Here is an 18599-nt window from a genome sequence, read left to right on the forward strand (position 1 = left end):
AGGCGGAGACGTGGGAAGCGCACGAAAATACGGTGTGCCACGCAATTGCCCGTATACGGCATTTTGCGGGCCACAACCGAAGTCGGAAACGGAGGCTTGCCAGCCCGGCTATCGCCACAACCCACGCCGGGGCTATGTTGTTGACCAGCTATTTACCGACAGTGCGATGCCGCCATTTTTTGCCGCTGAATTGTTGGTTGCGCGCTAATTAATTTTTCCTTCGATTTTCTTTTTTTGCAATGCCCATCGAGTCCTACAACCCTTACACCGGCCGCGTGCTGCGCCGCTTCTCCCCTTTCAGCTGGGCCAAGACCGAACGTATTCTGGGCCAGGCGCACCGGGCGGCAGCCACCTGGGCCGCTACTACGTTTGCCCACCGCGCCGGGGTGCTGCGCCGCGCCGCCGCCCTGCTGCGCGAACGGCAAGACGAGCTGGCCCATCTCATGGCCCTGGAAATGGGCAAGCCCATCACCGACGGCCGGGCCGAGGCCGTGAAGTGCGCCACCTGCTGCGATTACTACGCCGACCACGCCGAGGAATTCCTGAGCGACGAACTCATCAAAACCGATGCCGGCCGCAGCTTCCTCAGCTACCAGCCGCTGGGTGTGGTGCTGGCCGTGATGCCGTGGAATTTTCCGTTCTGGCAGGTGGTGCGCTTTGCCGCGCCGGCGCTCATGGCCGGCAATGTGGGCTTGCTCAAGCACGCTTCCAACGTACCCCAATGCGCCCTGGCACTGGAGAAAATCTTTCATGATGCGGGCCTGCCACCGGCCTGCTTTCGCACACTGCTTATTGAAACCAGCCAGGTGGAAAAACTCATCGCCGATGACCGGCTGCGGGCCGTGACGCTTACGGGCAGCGAAGGCGCGGGCGCGGCCGTGGCCGCCGCCGCCGGGCAGCACATCAAGAAAACCGTGCTGGAGCTGGGTGGCTCCGACCCGTTCATTGTATTGGCCGATGCCGACGTGGTCCTGGCCGCCAAAACCGCCGCCCAGAGCCGCATGATAAACAGCGGCCAAAGCTGCATCGCCGCCAAACGCTTCATCGTGGAAAAGCCGGTGCTAAAAGAATTCATCGGCCACCTCAAAACCCACCTGCTGGCCATGCGCCCCGGCGACCCGCTCGACCCGGCCACCCAATATGGCCCCCTGGCCCGCCCTGACCTGGCCGATGAGCTCACCGAGCAAGTGAACGACTCCGTAGCGCAGGGCGCGAAAGTGGAGCTGTTCGGCGGCCAGGCCAAGCCCGGCACGGCCCTCTTCCGGCCTATGATTCTGTCGAACATCAAGCCCGGCCAGCGCGCATATGCCGAGGAATTATTTGGCCCGGTGGCGCTGGTGCTCGAAGCCAAAAACGCCGCCGATGCCGTGCGTCTGGCCAATGACTCCCGCTTCGGCCTGGGCGCCGCCGTGTGGACTGCCGACACGAAGAAAGGCGAGGAAATGGCCCGCCAGATTGAAAGCGGAGCTGTGTTTGTGAACGGGCTGGTGAAATCGATGTCCGAAATGCCGTTTGGCGGGGTGAAGAAGTCGGGCTATGGCCGCGAGCTTTCCTATCTGGGCATCCGCGAGTTCGTTAACCAGAAGTCGATTTGGATTGGGAAGGAAGTTGCGCCGGCGGCGAAAACGGAGTAATTTTCCCGCCTGTCATCCTGAGCGCAGCGAAGGACCTTATCACGTTCGAACAACCTGTTCAGAAGTGATAAGGTCCTTCGCTGCGCTCAGGATGACAAGCCCGTTTTCTCCCCCTACAAATACCCCAGCACCTTGTACGTCAGCCAGCCCGCTACTTCGTGCATTAGCAGGCTGAAATTGACCATGGCCTCGGGGCTGGGCACCAGCCAGGCGTCGGGCGAGAGGCGGCGGTCGGCGCTGCGGTAGCCGGCCGGAAAGCTGATGGGATGTAGCCCAACTTTCGCAAAGCAACCCATGGCGCGCCGCTGATGAAAGGCTGACGTGACAAGGATGAGCGTGTCAAGCTCGGGCCGGGCAGCCACCAGCTGCTGCGTAAAAAGTGCGTTTTCACGGGTGTTGCGGCTTTTTTCTTCGCGGATGATGGCGGAGTTGGGCACCCCCGCCAGGCGCAGCAGCGTGGTCAGGTCATCGGCTTCGGTGTGGGCCTTGGCTTGCACCGCCCCCGAGCCACCCGACACGATAATGCGGCGCACCCGACCGGCGCGATACAACCAGAGCGCACTCGTGACGCGGTCGGCCCCGGGGCCGAGATACACCCGGTCGTGCGGCGATTTATTGACGCTGGTGATGCCCGTGAGCAGCACGGCAGCATCGGCGTGGCGGGGCAGCGCGGCCAGGGCTACGGGGGGCTGCTCCCAGGCCAGCAGCAGCTCATTCACCAGAAAGGGATTGGTGCTGAACAGCGTGAGCACCAGCGCAGCCAGCAACCAGCGGCGCTGGCGCGGCGGCCGGGCTACCAGGGCCGCAATCAGCAAAACCACCAGCCATACCGTGGGCAGCAGCACAAAGTCGAGAACCTTCGAGAGCAGAAAAAACACGACCAAAGGTAGCGCCGGCTACGCGTGGACGGGCACAAAGGCCCGCAGGCAGGCGAGCCCGGCGCGCACTTCGGCTTACAGGTTCGGCTTATTTGCGCAGCATCAGCTCCCGAATGTATTTCACCGGGGCACTGCCGTAGCTGAGGAAGTTTTCATGGAAGGCTTTCAGGTCGAAGGCTTTGCCTTCCTGCTGCTTCAGCTCCTGGCGCAGGGCGTAAATCTCGGAGTAGCCCGTGAAGTAGCTGCTGAGCTGCACCTGGCTGAGGGTGGCGCGCAGCCACTTGCCCCGGGCCTCGGCCTCTTCCTGGAAACCTTCGCGACGCAGCATGGATACCACGTCATTTTCGCTCATGTTTTCGGCTTGGATGGCGTGGTCGATAACCGCGTTCAGCGTCGAGCGCATGTTCCATTTGTCCCACATCAGCCACATTTCGTCGGAGTTGTTGCCGTAGCCGCTTTCCAGCATCATGCGCTCCGAATACACGGCCCAGCCCTCCACCATCGCGCCGTTGCCGAAAATGCTTTTCACCAGCGAAGGCGAGCGGTTGGCGTACACAAGCTGCGTGTAGTGGCCCGGAATGGCCTCGTGGATGTTGAGAATCTGGAGGGTGTAGTCGTTGTATTCGCGCAGGTAGCTTTCGGCCTGGGCGGGCGTCCAGTCAGTGGGCAGCGGCTCCACGTTGTAATAGGTGTTCGCGCCCTTGTCGTAAGGGCCGGGGGCCGACACGCTGGCGCCCGCGCCACTGCCGCGCATGTAGAGCGGCGTTTCGCGCACCACCAGCGGCTTGCTGGGGTCCTGAGTCAGGAGCTTGTGCTCGTTGACGTAGGCCACAAGGGTCGGAATCTGGCGCTTCACGGCGTCCACGAAGCCATCGCGCGGGGCGTGCTTGAGCGTGAGCTGGTTGATGACGGCTGTAATCAGGGCCAGCGTATCGGCCGGGGCCTTCTGGCCGGGGAAATACTTGGGATAGAGGCGGGCGGCGCGGTGGCCCATGTCGTGCAGCAGCTCGGCCTTGTGTTTCAAAGCCTGCTGGTAGATTTCGGCGGCGGTGAAGCGCGACTGAATATCGTAGGCAAACTTCTGGTCGAACAACGCTTTGCCAATGCGGAACGAGCGGAACTGGCCCTTGGTCAGCACGTCGTTTTTGAGGAAATCCATGTAGCCCTGCACGGCGGTGCGGGCGGCGGCCACGCGGTCGGTCAGGGTCTTTTTCTCCGCTTCGGTCAGGCCCGATTTCCGCACCGAATCGGCCAGTGCTGAGCCGAAAACCTCTAGGCCACCGGCGTTCTGTTTGATGCCCAGCTCGGTGTGCTCCTTGGTCGGGTTGCTGATGTTGGCCCGGGCGGCGGCATAAAATTCAGCCGCGTGGCTGATTTTATCGGAGATGTTGCGCAGGCGGCGGTCGAGCCGGAAGTGGCGGCCGTTGAGCAGGTCGCCCACCGCGGCCCCGAGGTTGTAGCTGGCCGGGTTCCATTGCCAGCTTTTCAGGGTGTCGGCGTACCAGCGCTCGGCGCGGAGCTCGTTGCGGAGCAGGCGCAGGTCAATCTGGTTGTTGGGCGAAAGGCTGTCGAGCGTGAATTTGCCCAGCGCGGCCAGGTTTTGTTGGGCGAAAGCGTTATCGGCCTGGCGCTGGGCGGCGTTGGGAATCACCAGCAGCGAGTCGTACTTGTGGTAGCCCATGCTGGAAGCATAGTCGGGGTTCTGCTTCCACAGCGCTTCGATGAACTGGTTTTTGAAGGCATCAAAGCGGGCGTCGGGGCCACTGGCGGCGGTGGTTTTATCGGCTTGGGAACAGCTGGCGAGGGCCAGGGCCAGGATGGGCAGGCAGCGGAATTTCATAGGTGAAGTTTGGCGATTGAAAAAAGCCCGTCATGCAGGGCGCAGCGAAGCATCTTTGCCTCAATAGTAATTAAGACCATTGCAACGAAGCGGTAAAGATGCTTCGCTGCGCTCGGCATGACGGACGACAAACCCACACACACGCAAAAACCCGGCACGTTGCAAAGCGCCGCCGTAGGTTTGTCCCACCATTCGGCCATTCCGTACAAGCCCTATCATCCCACCCCAAAATTCCCCATGCCTACTTCCCGCATCGAACACGATTTCCTCGGCGAACGCAGCCTGCCCGACACCGCCTACTACGGCATTCAGACGCTGCGCGCCCTTGAAAACTTCGCCATCACCGGCATTCCGATTAAGAACGAGCCGCTCTTTGTGCAGGCGCTGGCCTACGTGAAAAAAGGCGCGGCCCTGGCCAACAAAGAGCTCGGCGTGCTGCCCGCCAACATCGCCGACGCCATTGCAGCCGCCTGCGACCGCGTGGCCGCCGGCGAGTTCGACAACCAGTTTCTCACCGACATGATTCAGGGCGGCGCGGGCACATCGGTGAACATGAACGCCAACGAGGTCATCGCCAACGTGGCCCTCGAAATGATGGGCCACCAGAAGGGTGAATACCAGTTCTGCCACCCCAACAACCACGTCAACTGTTCGCAAAGCACCAACGACGCCTACCCTACCGCCTTCCGCATTGCGCTCAATAACAAGCTAGTAGGCTACCGCGAAACCCTGGTAGAACTGGCCGATGCCTTCGCCCAAAAAGCCGAAGAATTCCGCGACATCCTGAAAATGGGCCGCACCCAGCTTCAGGATGCCGTGCCGATGAGCATGGGCGACGAGTTCAAGGCCTTCGCCACCAACCTGCGCGAAGAGCTGTTGCGCATCGACGACTCGCGCCGGCTGATTGACGAAATCAACATGGGCGCCACGGCCATCGGTTCGCGCATCAACGCGCCCACCGGCTACCCCGAGCTCGTGACCGAGCACCTGCGCACCATCACCGGCCTGAACCTGAGCCTGGCCGGCGATTTGTTCGAGGCCACCTACGACACGGGCGCTTATGTGCAGCTTTCCGGCGTGCTGAAGCGCACGGCGGTGAAACTCAGCAAAATCTGCAACGACCTGCGCCTGCTCTCGTCGGGCCCGCGCACGGGCATCAACGAAATCAACCTGCCGCCCTTGCAGCCCGGTTCCAGCATTATGCCCGGCAAGGTGAACCCCGTGGTGCCCGAAGTGGTGAACCAGACGGCCTTCTACGTCATCGGGGCCGACCTCACGGTGACCATGGCGGCCGAAGCTGGCCAGTTGCAACTGAACGTGATGGAGCCGGTCATCAGCTTCGCGCTGTTCACCTCGATTTCGTACATGACCAACGCCTGCCGCACCCTGCGCGATAAGTGCGTCATCGGCATAACGGCCAATAAGGAGCACGCCGAAAACCTCGTGCGCAATAGCATCGGCATCGTCACGCAGCTTAACCCGGTTATCGGCTATGAGGCCTCGGCCGACATTGCCAAAGAAGCCCTAAAAACGGGCAAATCCGTTCACGACATCGCCGTGACGGAGCGCGGGTTGCTGACGCAGGAGAAATGGGACGAGATTTTCACGTTTGAAAACCTGATTCGGCCGGTGTTTATGAAGTAGAGCCCACCAAGGCCAGATAAAAAAGAACGTCATGCTGAATCCAGTATGACGTTCTTTTTTTCACCCCCTTGAATGAGGTTATCTCAAACAAATTACCGCTCCACCACCAAGCGTTGCATGGCTACCGCCGTGCCCGATTGTACCCGCACGAAGTACGTGCCGGCTGCCCAGCTATTGGTTTCCAGCGCGAAGCTGTTGCCGCTGAAGCTGCGGGTTTGCAGCAGGCGGCCAGTGAGGTCGAACACTTGCAGCTGGCTTTGGGCGGCCGGGGCGGCGGCCAGGGCCAGGCGCACCGCGCCGGCCGTGGGGTTCGGGTAGAGGGCCACGGCGAAGGCAGGCTGCGCGCTGGCCGTGCTGGTGGCGGTGGTGGAACGCAGCTTCAGTACCCAGGTCTGGTTGGCTGCCAGCGCCGGCAAGGTCGTGGCGAAGCTGCTGAAACCGCCCTGCGCGTTCACCGTGACGGTGCCAGCGGCCTGGCCGGTGTACAGTTCGGTGACCTGGTAGGTGCCGGGGGCCAGCGTCGACATCGTGAGCGAAAGCGTGGAGCCGGTAACGACGGTGCTGCCCAGGTTGGCGGCAATCACCGTGGCTTCCTGATTGAATACGCGGGCGTAGGCCAGTACTGAGGTGGCCGACGAAGTGGCGGGCAGGTAGTAGCCCTTGCGCAGGGTTTCGTTGGCGGTGCGCAGGCCGATGAGCTTCTTGTAGTGGCTGAGCAGCGAGTTCTGGTCGGCCTGCTCGGTGGCGACGTTGTAGGTGCCGAAGTTGGAGTTGATGCCGCGCCAGGGCGTGCCGGTGGTGAAGCCCGCCTGCGTGCCGGCCGTCCACTGCATGGGCTTGCGCTTGTCTTCGTCGGCGCCGGTGCCGGCCATGCCCACTTCTTCGCCATAATAGATGAATGGCACGCCGGGCATGGTGAGGTAGAGCGCGGCCGCCTGCTTCATGCGGGCCACGTTGCTGCCCAAGCCCGCGTCGAACACGCGGTTCTGGTCGTGGTTGGTGAGGAAGGTGGCGTATTGCAGGCGCGGGTACAGGCTCGTGACGAGGTTGAGCTGGGTACGCAGCGCAGTGGGGCTGCCCGCCGTCACGGCGCTGATGATGCTGCTGGCCAGGTCGAACTCAAAGCACAGGTCGAGGCGGCTGTTGCGCACGTAGGGCACCACGGCGGTGGTATTGGTCCAAGCCTCGCCGACCGACAGTGCGGCCGGGTTCACGGCCTTCAGTGAGTCGTGAAATTCTTCCAGAATGCCGAGGGTTTCGGGCGTGTCGGCGGTGGTGGTGCCGGTTTCGACCAGGTAGCGCACGGCATCGAGGCGGAAGCCGTCCACGCCCTTGCGCAGCCAGAACCGGTCAGCATCCCACATGGCGGCCTTGAGCTGAGGATTGCGCCAGTTCAAATCGGGCATGCCAGTAGAGAAAGCGCCGTAGAAATACTGGCCGTTGCGCAGGTGCCAGCCGCTGCCGCCGAAAGGCCCGTAGCCCAAATCGGTGGGTGACCACAGGTACCAGTCGCGATACGGGCTGGTGGTGCTGGCGGCCGACTGCGTGAACCACGTATTCTGGCTCGACGAGTGGTTCAGCACCATGTCCAGAATTACCTTGATGCCGCGCTGGTGGGCGGCGGCCAGGAAGGCATCGAACTGGGCCATGGTGCCATAATCCGGCTCCACGGCCTTGTAGTCGTTGATATCGTAGCCGTGGTAGCTGGGCGAGTCCATGATGGGCATCAGCCAGAGGCCGGTGATGCCCAGGTCGGTGGTGGTGGCGGGGTTGCCGTCGTTGAGGTAGTCCAGCTTTTGCGTGAGGCCCACGAAGTCGCCCTTCCCGTCGCCGTTGCTGTCGTAGAAGCTGCGCACGAACACCTCGTAGAACACCGCGTCATTCCACCAATACGTGGAGTAGCTCGTGAGCGTGGCCCCGTTGCAAGCCGTGCAGGTGCCGAAGCAGTAGCTGGGCGTGGTGTTCACGGCGGCGGTGGCGTTCACCACGCGCAGCAGGGTGCCGCTGGCATCGGCGGTGCCGCAGGCGGCGGGCACGGTTTCGGCCACGGCCAGGGTGTTGCCGTTCACGAAGCGGTACTGGAACATGCCGGGGGCCGGCAGCGAAATCGTTACTTCGTAGATGCCGTCGTTATTCTCGTCGGTCAGGGGCAGCGCGGTGGCGTCGTTATTCGCGCCGTAGCCGGCCAGGGCCTGGAAATTGCCCACCACGTGCACGCCCGTGCGGGCCACGGTCTGGCCGGTCATGTCTACGGCGAAGCGCAGCTGCGGGGCGCAGTCGGCGAAGGCCACAATGGGCAGGCGCACGGCCGAGCCGCCCACCACCACCTGCCGGTTCACGTTGCCGCCGCCATCGGTGATGCCGCAGGTAGCGGGCACGATTTCAGAAACGCCCCAGGCGTTGCCGTTCACGAACTTATAGAGGTAGGTGCCGGCCGGCACGTTCACGGTGGCTTCCCACACGTGGTCGCCGTCGGCATCGGTCAGGGCCGTGGTGGCGGGGTTCCAGTCGGCCGGAAAGCCGGCGGCGGCTTGGAAGTTGCCGGCCACGTGCACGCCCCCCGCGGGCACGGCCGTAGTGCCCATATCGACCCGGAAAGTGAGCTGATTTGCTTGTGCGCTGCCCCAGCCGGCCAGTAGTGAGATAAGTAGTAAGCGGATTTTCATCGATTTATATTTGCGAATGCGAGAGCGACAAAGGTACGTTTGAAAGATAGCCGAACAGTGACCGCATGTTACCCGAACGCCATGCAGAACACCGCGAAGCATGACGTTCTCCTTTTACCCCCCCTTCATCCAACCCAACCCATGCCCGGCTTCCGCTTCCTGCTTCTCGCCTGCCTGTTCCTCACCGCCACCGTCGCCCGCGCCGCCCGTGTCGATACCCTCGCCATTCCGAGCGCGGCCATGCACAAAACCTACCGCGCCGCCGTGGTACTGCCGGCTTCCTACGCCAAGAATAAAAAGGTGAATTACCCGGTGCTTTACCTGCTGCACGGGGCCTGGGGCCACTTCGATAACTGGCTGAGCAAGACGCCCGACAAGCAACTCCTACACCGCCTGGCCGACCAGTACAACCTGATTATCGTGAACCCTGAGGGCGAAACCTTTAGCTTTTACATTGACAGCCCGGTGAAGGCCGATAGTCAGTTTGAAACCTACCTCACCAAGGAAGTTATTCCCGCCATCGACCAGGCCTACCGCACCGTGCGCGACCGCCGGGGCCGCGTCATCACCGGCCTCTCGATGGGTGGCTTTGGCGCCTTCTACCTCTCGGCCCGCCACCCCGACCTGTACTGCGCCGCCGGCAGCATGAGCGGCGCGCTGGAGCTGAGCAGCGCCAACCGCCATTTCACGCCCGACGAAGTGGCCTGGCGCGTTAAAAACATGGCCCCCATCCTGGGCAATGAGGCCGACAACCCCACGTTTTTCAGCACCAACTCGGTGATAAATATGGTCGACCAAATCCATAAAAACGGCCTGCCCCTCATCTTAGATTGCGGCGTGGACGATGGCCTCATCGACATCAACCGCGAGCTGCACCGCCGCCTCGTGTACAACCACACCCCGCACGACTACACCGAGCGCCCCGGGGCCCACACCTGGGAATACTGGCAATCGGCCCTGCCCTACCAGGTGCTGTTTCTGACCAATGCGTTGCAGGCCAACGGGGTGATGGTGCCGCGCTAATCAAGTGGCAATCCCGGCTAATTCTCCCAAACCCCGGCTTCGCCCCCGTATCCCGCTGAGGCAAACAAAAAGGCCCACTGGCATTGCCAGCGGGCCTTTTTGTTTAGCGTGAATGACCACACCAGCGTAGCAGCCTACCGCCGACGGCCAAAAATGCGCAGCAGAAACAGGAACAGGTTCACAAAATCGAGGTACAGCGTGAGTGCGCCCAGGATGGACGCCTTATTGCTTACCTCCTCGCCTTCCGTGATGCCCAGCAGCGCCAGCTGCTTCAGCTTCTGGGTGTCGTAGGCAGCGAGGGCCGTGAAAATCAGTACTCCGACAAAGGAAGTAATGATTTCCACCACCGGGTTATTGAAGAAAAAATTGACCAGCATGGCAATAACCAAACCGATAACGGCCATGCTCAGCAGCTTGCCCCAGCCCGACAAATCGGCTTTGGTGAAATAGCCGAAGAGGCTCATCACGCCAAATGTGCCCGCCGTAACAAAGAACGTGGAGGCGATGGACGAGGACGTGTAGGCCAGAAACACACAGCTCAGTGTCACGCCATTCAGCAGGGCGTAGCCCACGAAGGCCGCCTGCACCTTGCCTAGGCTCCAGTCGAAAATGCGAGCCGAGAGAAAGCCCACCACCACCAGTTCCAGGATAATCAGCCCCAGGAACACGAAAGGAGTGCCAAAAACGAAGTTTATTAGCTCCGGCGACGTAGAGGCGAACATGGCAATGCCGCCCGTCAGGCCCAGTCCGGCAGCCATCCAGCCATATACCTGCGCAAAAAAACGGGCCTGTACTTCGGCGGCTTCTTCGGCCGAAATTTGTATCCGTCGGGGCTGCGGCGTGAATTGATTGTCTTCCATAAAACAGTTGAGGTGAAAGGTTGGAATGATGAATAAGTGAGACGAAGCTACGCATTGGTTTTTCACTTGGTCAAGTGGGGCCGGGCCGGCGCATATCTTCGCCCCATGCACGCTTCCGCCTATCTCACCCTCGCCGCGTTTGGCCTGCTGGCCTGCTCCCAGCAGCCGGCCGAAACCGCCACTGCCACCCACGCCTCTCAAGTCCGCACCACCCAGCAGCCCGCCCCGGCCCCCTTCCCCGAAACCTTCGAGGCCGGCAGCAAGGGCGCTTATGAAGAGGCCGACGAACCGCTGGCCACCGGCGCCTGGCACTTTCAGGATGCCCTCATCGGCAGAAGCCCGCAGGACCACAAGGCCGGTGAGCGCGCCGCCCGCCTGCGCAATCTGGGCCGTATTTCCATGCGCTTCGATGCCAAGGCTGGCGTGCGGCGCATCACCATCTCGGCTGCTGCCTACGGCCAGGACGGCCCCAGCACCTGGGAGCTCTGGCTGAGCCGCGACGGCGGCCGCACCTACGCCCGCACCGGCGCGCCAGTGGTTACCAGCGGCCCCGCGCTCACACCCCACGTCTTTGCCGGCCTCGCCAACGAGCCGCTGCGCCTGGAAATCCGCAAAACCAGCGGCCCCAAAAACCGGCTCGACATCGACAACATCGTGCTCGAAACCGCCGCTGGCCCCGCCGTAGCCGTGGGTGCGGGGGCTACGGGCGGCTATTTCGAGAATCGAAACCAGCCGCAAGCGCCCGCCACGCAAACCGCCCCCACCCAGTACCCGGCCGGAACCGGCACCGGCCAGGCACAGGACCCCAACGATGCCAACCTGGCCCTCGGCAACCCCAGCGGCGCCACTTCCGACCCCAACAATGCCAGCAACTACCTGCTGGTCCACCCCGAATTCACCATCGGCTACAACGCGCCGCGCGGCATTCCCAACTGGGTGAGCTGGCACATCGATAAGGCCGACCTGGGCCAAGCCCCGCGCCAAAACAACTTCCGGCCCGATGCTGCCCTGCCCCGCCAGTTCTACCAGGTGACGCCCGCCAGCTACGCCCGCTCCGGCTTCGACAAAGGCCACAACTGCCCCAGCGGCGACCGCACCGCCGACCTCGACGCCAATTCCAACACCTTTCTGATGACCAACATGGTGCCCCAGGCCCCGCACAACAACCAGCAAACCTGGGCCCACCTCGAGGAGTACGGCCGCTCGCAGGTGCAGCGCGGCCAGGAAATCTACGTGATAATGGGCAGCTACGGGCGCGGCGGCACCGGTTCCAACGGCTTCGTGCAGACCCTCGACCAGGGCCGCGTGACGGTACCCGCCCGCATCTGGAAAGTGATGGTGATACTACCCGACGGCACCAACGACCTCCAGCGCATTGCCACCGACCCCGCCGTGCGCGTGCTCGCCATCGACACGCCCAACGACAACAACACCGTGAGCCCCGACTGGCGGCAGTACTTGACTTCCGTAGATAAAATCGAAGCCGCCACCGGCCTGGATTTGCTCAGCGCCCTGCCCCGCGACGCCCAGGCCCGCCTGCAAAAGCTGGTGGACAGCGGCCGGGCCGAGTAGTTGCAGCGCGGACTTTGTAGTCCGCGAGTTCAATCACATCTATTTTACTCGCGAACTAAAAGTCCGTGCTACTTCCTGGCCAGAAAGCGCGTCACCTCCCGCACGTATTTGTCGCCATACTCAGCCTCGCTCAGCTTATAGAAGCCTTCCCCGTGGCCGCCCTCGAAGCACAGCACCTGCCGGCGCTGCAACCAACGGGCTTGCCGCGCTATCAACACGGAATCGGCTAGCGGCGTGTTGTGGTCGCCGGTGCCGCCTATCAGCAGCCAGGGGCAGTTCACGCGGCGGGCTTCCAGCGCGTAGTCGGCGGCCTCGGCAGGTAGCGTCACCGTTTTCTGATAGCGCCCGAATTGCTCAGCCACAATGCGCTGCGGGCTGGCCACGTAGCCTTCGGCAATCAGGAAATCACACCCACCCCGGGCCGCTACTTCCGAGCCCATAATGGTGCCCATCGAGTAGCCGATGATGCCCGTGCGGCTGCGCGGGTAACGGTGCCGGGCATCGGCCAACACGGTGCGCAGGTCGGTGCTGAACTCGGGGTAATAGAGCCGCTGCCCGTCGATAGCAAAGTCGCTGCTGTGCCCGAAGCCGCGGTAATCGAACAAGTACACCCGGTAGCCGCCCTGGCTCAGTGCCCGCGCCTGCCACAGGAAATACGACATGTTATTCATGTCGCCGTAGGCCATTACCATCGTGGTGTGCCGGTCGGGCACATTGGCGGCGGGCTCCACTATCCAGCCGGCCAGTTGGGCGTGGTCGGGCGTGGTGAGGGCGGTAGTCTGGTAGCGTAGGCCCAGCGAGTCGGGCGTGGCCACCCACTCGCGGCTGGGTTTAAGCGCCCAGGCCCAGGAGTTCAGTAACAGTAAGCAGCTTAGCAGTACGAGGCGGCGCATAAGCAAAAAACGAGAATGGGGATGAAAGACTGTCGCTACTGACAGCCTTTCATCCCCACCGTTGCAATCGTGCCTAAAAAGGCCGGAGCCGTTCGTTAGTATCAGGTTTCCGTCAGCACGGTTTTGAAGCCGGCCAGCGTGCCGTCCATCATGCGTCCCAAAGCGTAGGCATGAATTTGCGGCCCCACCCCCACGCGGTACACCTGCACGCCGTCCATGTCCTGTTTCATAAACATTTGCAGCGCCTTGTAGCGGTTCGACAGCGCCACGTCGCCGAGCACGCCATCGTCGGCCGTATGGTTGCGCAGGAACTGGGTCAGCTCCACGGTTTCCAATTTGGCGCCGGCGGGCTCGCCCAGCAGCTTCAGCAGCGCGGCGTTGCTGAGCTCGCCGCCCGGTGCGGCGTAGGCCACGGCTTCCAACGGGGCGTCCGATTCACTCATAAAGTGCAGGCCGGCCACCTGCTTTTGCAGCTCGGCCGGCACGGCGGCGCTGGCATCGGCCCCGGTAGGTTTGGCCTCGTTCAGGCCGCTGCCGCCCTCCACTTTGGCAGCAATTGCGGCGGCCAGCTCCTTCATCCGCTCCTCAGGCACCTTGATTTTGGGGTTAGCAAAGTTCATGTCCGACACCTTGTTCATCGGAATGAGGTGAATATGGGCGTGCGGCACTTCCAGCCCAATCACGGCCACGCCAATGCGCTTGCAGGGCACAGCGGCCTGCACGGCCTTGGCCACGCGTTGCGCAAAGACGTGCAACGCCGCCAGTTCATCGGCCGGCATGTCGAAGATGTAGTCGACCTCCTTTTTCGGAATCACCAGCGCGTGGCCTTCCACCAGCGGCGTGATGTCGAGAAAGGCCAGGTGGCGGCCGTCCTCGGCTACCTTATAAGCCGGCAATTCGCCGGAAACGATGCGGGAGAAAATCGAAGGCATGGGTTGGTTTTGAGCTGTAAGCTTTAGGCTGCAAGCTGCAAGCTTTTTCTCATATTACCCGGAGTCCGGCCGCTTCTCCACAAAAAAGCCGCAAGCACCTAACGATGCTTGCGGCTTACAACTTGAGGCTTGCAGCGAAAAAAAATCTACCGCGAAATCTCCAGAATCTGAAACTGCAGCTTGCCGGCGGGCACCACAATTTCGGCCGTGTCGCCGGCCGATTTGCCCAGCAGCCCTTTGCCAATGGGCGACTTCACCGAGATTTTGCCGGCGGCCAGGTTGGCTTCTTCCTCGGCCACCAGGGTATAGTCGAGCACCATGTTATTTTTCAGGTTTTTCAGCTTCACCTTGCTCATGATGAGCACCTTGCTGAAATCCATATTGGTTTCGTCGATGAGGCGGGCATTGCCCAGCACTTCTTCGAGCTTTGATATTTTGAGTTCCAGCAGGCCCTGGGCGTCCTTGGCGGCGTCGTATTCGGCGTTCTCGCTCAGGTCGCCTTTGTCGCGGGCTTCGCGCAGGTCTTCAGCGGCCTTGGCCCGGCCCCGGATTTTGAGGTCCTGGAGGTCATCCTTCAGTTTTTGCAGGCCCTCGGGGGTGTAATAATTGATGGTGGTGGCCATGGGAGTAGATGCTTGACGGTTTGGCTAAAAAGCAAGGAGAACGGCTGGCACTGCCAACCGTTCTCCCTTCTTAGGTTCATGGCAAAGATACGCAAAACGAATTAGCTCCCCGCGTTTGCCCCCGGCACCCCGGCCCGAAAAGCCTGAATTTTCTCCATCAGCACCTCGTTGATGCGGGCATAACTTTCAAACGTCCACCCCCCTACGTGCGGTGTAAGCACCACATTGGGAGCAGTTCGCAGGAAGTCGAACGTGGCCTGCTGGGCCGGACTGAGGCTGTTGAGCTTCTCATTATCGAGCACGTCGAGGGCCGCGCCACGCACCGTGCCGGCCCGCAGCGCCTGCACCAACGCGGCCTGGTCCACCACTTCGCCCCGCGCCGTGTTCATCACCCAAACCGGCTTGGCGAAACCGACCAGAAAACTTTCATTCACAAAATGGTGGTTGGCAGCCGAATATGGAATGTGCAGGCTGAGCACGTCGGCCCGGGCCTGCAGCTCATTCAGCGGCACCAGCGTGGCATGGCCGTCGGTGCGCACCGCCGGGTCACTGTCATGCGCCAGTACGGTGCAGCCAAACGCCCCCAGCCGCCGCGCAAACGCCCGCCCCATGTGCCCGTAGCCCAGCAGCCCGATGGTTTTGCCGCCGATTTCGGTCCCCCGATTGGCCTCACGCCGCCATTGCCCATTGCGCACCTCGTGGTCGGCCCGCGCGATGTTGCGTAGCAGCCCCAGCAGCAGCCCCACGGCAAATTCACCCACCGCGTCGCGGTTGCCCTCGGGTGCATTTAGCAGCGTCACGCCGGCCGCGGCCATTGCGGCTTCGTCAATATTATCGGTGCCGGCGCCGGCGCGGGCCACGTAGCGCAAATGCGGGCCGTGGGCGAGCAGGTCGGCCGTCACGCGCAGCTTGCTACGCACCACCAAGCCTTCGTAGCGTTTCGCGGCCAGCGCGGCCGGCACTTCAGCAGCGGTGAGGCTGGGTTGATAATCAATCTCGACCCCGATGCTTTGCAGCAGCGGCTGCAGCGAGGGGTGCATTTCGTCGACAACGAGGCATGTAGTTACCATTTGCTCGGATTGGTCAGCTTAGAATCGAATTGGGGCAATTCATCACCGCAGATTCTTCTCAATTCAGTTTGAAATTGTTGCCTGGAAAGAGGGCCTTTAATGCTGCTACGGGCTGTTTCCCGGTCTTTTGTATGCGTTACGGGTACGATGTAGAATTGTGGATTGGTGCAGATTGCCCGCACAATTATGCACCGCTCATTAAAGCCGGCCTCTACAATCTGACAATTAAATAGTGCATCCGCCAAGCCAAATTCCTCATCCTCGAAGTGCAGATACCATGCTCCGGCATCGGGCTCAACCTCATCCAGATAATAATGCCCTATCAAATGACGTGTCTCATATTCATCACCCCAGAAACAGCCGGCTAGCAGCAACAACAGCAGCGGCAGCAGCTTCGTGAATCGTGGAAACTTCCTCATGAATTAACGACTATGGGTCAATCCGCCACATCATTGATATTTAAATCCGGCAAGGATGCGCCGCCCGCCTGATGCTGCGCCACATGCCGCGTCAGCGCCACAAAATCAGCCACGCTCAGCGTTTCGGCGCGGCGTTCGAAAAGGGCGTCCGTCGTCGTCTCGGCGGGCATCCCAAACGGTTTCAAGGCGTTGCGCAGCGTCTTGCGTCGCGTTTGGAACGCCTGCTTCACCACCCGGAAAAACAGCTTTTCGTCGCAGTCCAGCTGCTGCACGTCGTTGCGGGTGAGACGCACCACAGCCGACTCGACCTTGGGCGGCGGGTTGAACACGTGCGGCGGCACCGTAAACAGGTACTCAATCTTATAGAAGGCCTGCAGCAGCACGCTCAAGATGCCGTAGGTTTTCGAGCCGGGCGGCTCGGCCAGGCGCTGGGCCACTTCCTTCTGAATCATGCCCACCACCTCGCGCACCTGCTGGCGGTTGTTGAGCACGGCGAAAAAAATCTGGCTGCTGATGTTGTAAGGGAAGTTGCCGATGATGGCCAGCGGCTGGTCCGGAAACAGCGTGGCCAGGCTCTGCTTCAGAAAGTCGGTGGCGTAGATGCGGTCGGCCAACGCCGGGTAATGCACTTTCAGGTAGGCCACCGATTCGGTATCAATCTCCACCACGCTGGTCTGGTAGGCAGGGTTCTGGAGCAGGTACTGCGTGAGCACGCCCATGCCCGGCCCGATTTCGAGCACTTCCTTCACCCCATCGGGCAGTTGCAGCGCGCCTACGATGTTGCGGGCAATATTCGGGTCGGCCAGAAAGTGCTGGCCTAAGTGCTTTTTGGGGCGGACGGTATTCACGCGAATGGGGATTTAAGGGTGTTAATTGTCCGTCATGCAGAGCGCAGCGAAGCATCTTTACCGCTTCGTTGTGGAAGTATTATTTGCTACTGTGGTAAAGATGCTTCGCTGCGCTCTGCATGACGGTCTGTTTGGGCTGAAGCAACGCGCTATTCCGAACGTCAGAAAAACCTCGCTACCTAAACAGTACCTTGCGGCCTCAAATCTACGGCCTCCAACTCCGCTTATGTCCTCAGCCCTCGCTCACGCGGCCGCCGCGCCGGCCCAGTCCACCCAGGTTTTCATCCTGCCCGCTGGCACCACTACCCTGCCCGATGCCGCCGCCGGCGACCTTGCGGCCGCCGCCCGCCAGTACGTGAACACCGCCCTCGCCGACGACCAAAAGCTCGTTCACCTCAACCATTTCAGCCACCACCACTACTTCGTGGTGCTCGCCGACAAGCCCACCCCCGCCCAGGTAGCCGAGCAGCTCCGCCGCGCCGGCAACACCCTCCACGGCCGACTGAAAGCCGAAAAAACCGTCGAAGTTTTCATCCAGAACCTCAGCGCCACGCCCAACGCGGCCCTGCTGCTGGCCGAAGGCTTAGCCTTGACTGCCTACCAGTTCGAAGGCTACAAGACCGACGAGAAGTCGCTCAAAGCTCCAGCGCTGAAAACGGTTTACCTGGTGAATGGCCAGACCTCAGTAGCCAAAATTCATGAGCTTGCCAACCTGCTCGCCGGCGTGCAACTGGCCCGCGACCTCGTCAACGCTCCGCTCAATAAGCTGAACGCCGTGCAGTTTGCCGAGCGCATGGCCCAGGCCGGAGACGAAGCCGGCTACACCACCGACATCCTCGACCTGGCCAAAATCGAAGCCCTGCGCATGGGCGGCCTACTCGCCGTTAACCTCGGCTCGCCAGAGCCGCCCACCTTCAGCATCCTCGAATACAAGCCCGCGAACGCTAGAAACACCAAGCCCTACGTCCTCGTCGGCAAAGGCGTGGTGTTCGATACCGGCGGCCTCAGCCTCAAGCCCACGCCCAACAGCATGGATATGATGAAGTGCGACATGGCCGGCGGCGCGGCCGTGGCCGGCACGCTTTTCGCCCTGGCCAAAAACCAGGTGCCGCTGCACGTCATCGGCCTCGTGCCCGCCACCGACAACCGCCCCGGCGGCCTCGCCTACGCCCCTGGCGACGTCATCACGATGCACTCCGGCCTCACCGTCGAAGTAAAAAACACCGACGCAGAAGGCCGCCTGCTCCTCGCCGACGCCCTCAGCTTTGCCAAGCGCTACGAGCCCGAGCTGGTCATCGACCTCGCCACGCTTACCGGTGCCGCCGTGCGCGCTCTCGGCACCGAAGCCAGCGCCTCGATGGGCACCGCCGAGCCTGCCACTATGCAAAAGCTCTCCGAAGCTGGCTACGCGGTGCACGAGCGCCTCGTAGAGTTTCCGCTCTGGGATGAGTACGCCGACCACATCAAGTCCGACATTGCCGACCTCAGCAACCTGGGCAAGGGCGAAGCCGGCCACATCTCCGCCGCCAAATTTCTGGAGCGCTTCGCCGAAGGCTACCCCTGGATTCACCTCGACATCGCCGGCCCGGCCTACCTCACCGCGCCCGAAAATTACCGCGGCAAAGGTGGCACCGGCGTGGGCGTACGCCTGCTGTATGAGTTTCTGACCAAGCAGATTGCCTAATATTAAAGAACGT

Annotated in this window: 15 protein-coding genes; 5 read left to right on the forward strand and 10 right to left on the reverse strand. The window is 61.8% G+C overall.

Annotated features, from left to right (window positions below; genetic code table 11):
• Window positions 1-239 precede the first annotated feature (239 nt).
• Window positions 240-1634 (forward strand): NAD-dependent succinate-semialdehyde dehydrogenase, encoded by a 1395-nt coding sequence (locus ACYVM5_RS19115; RefSeq protein WP_460619691.1) that lies wholly within the window; start codon window positions 240-242, stop codon window positions 1632-1634.
• A 113-nt stretch (window positions 1635-1747) separates the two neighbouring features.
• On the opposite strand, the gene ACYVM5_RS19120 is transcribed toward ACYVM5_RS19115, so the two are convergent.
• Both ACYVM5_RS19120 and ACYVM5_RS19125 read right to left on the reverse strand, forming a co-directional pair.
• Window positions 1748-2512, reverse strand: coding sequence for a YdcF family protein (locus ACYVM5_RS19120; RefSeq protein WP_460619692.1), 765 nt, complete (start codon window positions 2510-2512; stop codon window positions 1748-1750).
• An 88-nt stretch (window positions 2513-2600) separates the two neighbouring features.
• Complete coding sequence (locus ACYVM5_RS19125) at window positions 2601-4352, reverse strand: DUF885 domain-containing protein (protein ID WP_460619693.1); 1752 nt, start codon at window positions 4350-4352, stop codon at window positions 2601-2603.
• Between the two features lie 237 nt (window positions 4353-4589).
• Here ACYVM5_RS19125 and aspA point away from each other — a divergent pair, with 237 nt between their 5' ends.
• Window positions 4590-5996, forward strand: coding sequence for an aspartate ammonia-lyase (gene aspA / locus ACYVM5_RS19130; RefSeq protein WP_460619694.1), 1407 nt, complete (start codon window positions 4590-4592; stop codon window positions 5994-5996).
• A gap of 92 nt (window positions 5997-6088) precedes the next feature.
• Here the strand turns inward: aspA and ACYVM5_RS19135 are convergent, their stop codons facing one another.
• Window positions 6089-8662, reverse strand: coding sequence for an alpha-amylase family glycosyl hydrolase (locus tag ACYVM5_RS19135; RefSeq protein WP_460619695.1), 2574 nt, complete (start codon window positions 8660-8662; stop codon window positions 6089-6091).
• Window positions 8663-8803: 141 nt separating this feature from the next.
• On the opposite strand from ACYVM5_RS19135, the gene ACYVM5_RS19140 reads away from it, so the two are divergent.
• Window positions 8804-9685, forward strand: a complete 882-nt coding sequence (locus ACYVM5_RS19140; protein WP_460619696.1) for an alpha/beta hydrolase — start codon at window positions 8804-8806, stop codon at window positions 9683-9685.
• Window positions 9686-9819: 134 nt separating this feature from the next.
• Here the strand turns inward: ACYVM5_RS19140 and ACYVM5_RS19145 are convergent, their stop codons facing one another.
• The gene (locus tag ACYVM5_RS19145) at window positions 9820-10545 is read right to left on the reverse strand and encodes a Bax inhibitor-1/YccA family protein (RefSeq protein WP_460619697.1); all 726 of its coding nucleotides are present in this window, start codon (window positions 10543-10545) and stop codon (window positions 9820-9822) included.
• Window positions 10546-10650: 105 nt separating this feature from the next.
• Here ACYVM5_RS19145 and ACYVM5_RS19150 point away from each other — a divergent pair, with 105 nt between their 5' ends.
• Window positions 10651-12117, forward strand: a complete 1467-nt coding sequence (locus ACYVM5_RS19150) for a DNA/RNA non-specific endonuclease (protein WP_460619698.1) — start codon at window positions 10651-10653, stop codon at window positions 12115-12117.
• A gap of 68 nt (window positions 12118-12185) precedes the next feature.
• Here the strand turns inward: ACYVM5_RS19150 and ACYVM5_RS19155 are convergent, their stop codons facing one another.
• The 6 genes from ACYVM5_RS19155 to rsmA all read right to left on the reverse strand — a co-directional run bounded on the left by ACYVM5_RS19155 (window position 12186) and on the right by rsmA (window position 16902).
• Window positions 12186-13010 carry an alpha/beta hydrolase gene (locus tag ACYVM5_RS19155; RefSeq protein ID WP_460619699.1) on the reverse strand — a complete coding sequence of 275 codons (825 nt, stop codon included), beginning with the start codon at window positions 13008-13010 and terminating at the stop codon, window positions 12186-12188.
• 101 nt (window positions 13011-13111) lie between these two features.
• A complete protein-coding gene (locus ACYVM5_RS19160; protein ID WP_460619700.1) occupies window positions 13112-13942 on the reverse strand; it encodes a nuclease A inhibitor family protein in 831 nt (276 codons plus the stop codon).
• A gap of 146 nt (window positions 13943-14088) precedes the next feature.
• The gene (gene greA / locus ACYVM5_RS19165; RefSeq protein ID WP_460619701.1) at window positions 14089-14565 is read right to left on the reverse strand and encodes a GreA/GreB family elongation factor; all 477 of its coding nucleotides are present in this window, start codon (window positions 14563-14565) and stop codon (window positions 14089-14091) included.
• A 101-nt stretch (window positions 14566-14666) separates the two neighbouring features.
• Window positions 14667-15635, reverse strand: coding sequence for an NAD(P)-dependent oxidoreductase (locus tag ACYVM5_RS19170; protein ID WP_460619702.1), 969 nt, complete (start codon window positions 15633-15635; stop codon window positions 14667-14669).
• Window positions 15629-16054 (reverse strand): hypothetical protein, encoded by a 426-nt coding sequence (locus ACYVM5_RS19175; RefSeq protein ID WP_460619703.1) that lies wholly within the window; start codon window positions 16052-16054, stop codon window positions 15629-15631. Before ACYVM5_RS19175 ends, ACYVM5_RS19170 begins: the two co-directional genes overlap by 7 nt.
• A 17-nt stretch (window positions 16055-16071) precedes the next feature.
• Complete coding sequence (gene rsmA / locus ACYVM5_RS19180) at window positions 16072-16902, reverse strand: ribosomal RNA small subunit methyltransferase A (RefSeq protein WP_460619704.1); 831 nt, start codon at window positions 16900-16902, stop codon at window positions 16072-16074.
• A gap of 226 nt (window positions 16903-17128) precedes the next feature.
• On the opposite strand from rsmA, the gene ACYVM5_RS19185 reads away from it, so the two are divergent.
• The gene (locus tag ACYVM5_RS19185) at window positions 17129-18586 is read left to right on the forward strand and encodes a leucyl aminopeptidase family protein (RefSeq protein ID WP_460619705.1); all 1458 of its coding nucleotides are present in this window, start codon (window positions 17129-17131) and stop codon (window positions 18584-18586) included.
• Window positions 18587-18599 lie beyond the last annotated feature (13 nt).

It is taken from the genome of Hymenobacter ruber (assembly GCF_054783255.1).

Bases quoted from the DNA above. Each gene is read 5' to 3' on its own strand.
- greA (WP_460619701.1), bottom strand. From the start codon at position 14,565: ATGGCCACCACCATCAATTATTACACCCCCGAGGGCCTGCAAAAACTG.
- ACYVM5_RS19125 (WP_460619693.1), bottom strand. From the start codon at position 4,352: ATGAAATTCCGCTGCCTGCCCATCCTGGCCCTGGCCCTCGCCAGCTGT.
- ACYVM5_RS19155 (WP_460619699.1), bottom strand. From the start codon at position 13,010: ATGCGCCGCCTCGTACTGCTAAGCTGCTTACTGTTACTGAACTCCTGG.
- ACYVM5_RS19135 (WP_460619695.1), bottom strand. From the start codon at position 8,662: ATGAAAATCCGCTTACTACTTATCTCACTACTGGCCGGCTGGGGCAGC.
- ACYVM5_RS19140 (WP_460619696.1), top strand. From the start codon at position 8,804: ATGCCCGGCTTCCGCTTCCTGCTTCTCGCCTGCCTGTTCCTCACCGCC.
- ACYVM5_RS19160 (WP_460619700.1), bottom strand. From the start codon at position 13,942: ATGCCTTCGATTTTCTCCCGCATCGTTTCCGGCGAATTGCCGGCTTAT.
- ACYVM5_RS19150 (WP_460619698.1), top strand. From the start codon at position 10,651: ATGCACGCTTCCGCCTATCTCACCCTCGCCGCGTTTGGCCTGCTGGCC.
- ACYVM5_RS19175 (WP_460619703.1), bottom strand. From the start codon at position 16,054: ATGAGGAAGTTTCCACGATTCACGAAGCTGCTGCCGCTGCTGTTGTTG.
- ACYVM5_RS19145 (WP_460619697.1), bottom strand. From the start codon at position 10,545: ATGGAAGACAATCAATTCACGCCGCAGCCCCGACGGATACAAATTTCG.
- aspA (WP_460619694.1), top strand. From the start codon at position 4,590: ATGCCTACTTCCCGCATCGAACACGATTTCCTCGGCGAACGCAGCCTG.
- ACYVM5_RS19115 (WP_460619691.1), top strand. From the start codon at position 240: ATGCCCATCGAGTCCTACAACCCTTACACCGGCCGCGTGCTGCGCCGC.
- ACYVM5_RS19170 (WP_460619702.1), bottom strand. From the start codon at position 15,635: ATGGTAACTACATGCCTCGTTGTCGACGAAATGCACCCCTCGCTGCAG.
- ACYVM5_RS19185 (WP_460619705.1), top strand. From the start codon at position 17,129: ATGTCCTCAGCCCTCGCTCACGCGGCCGCCGCGCCGGCCCAGTCCACC.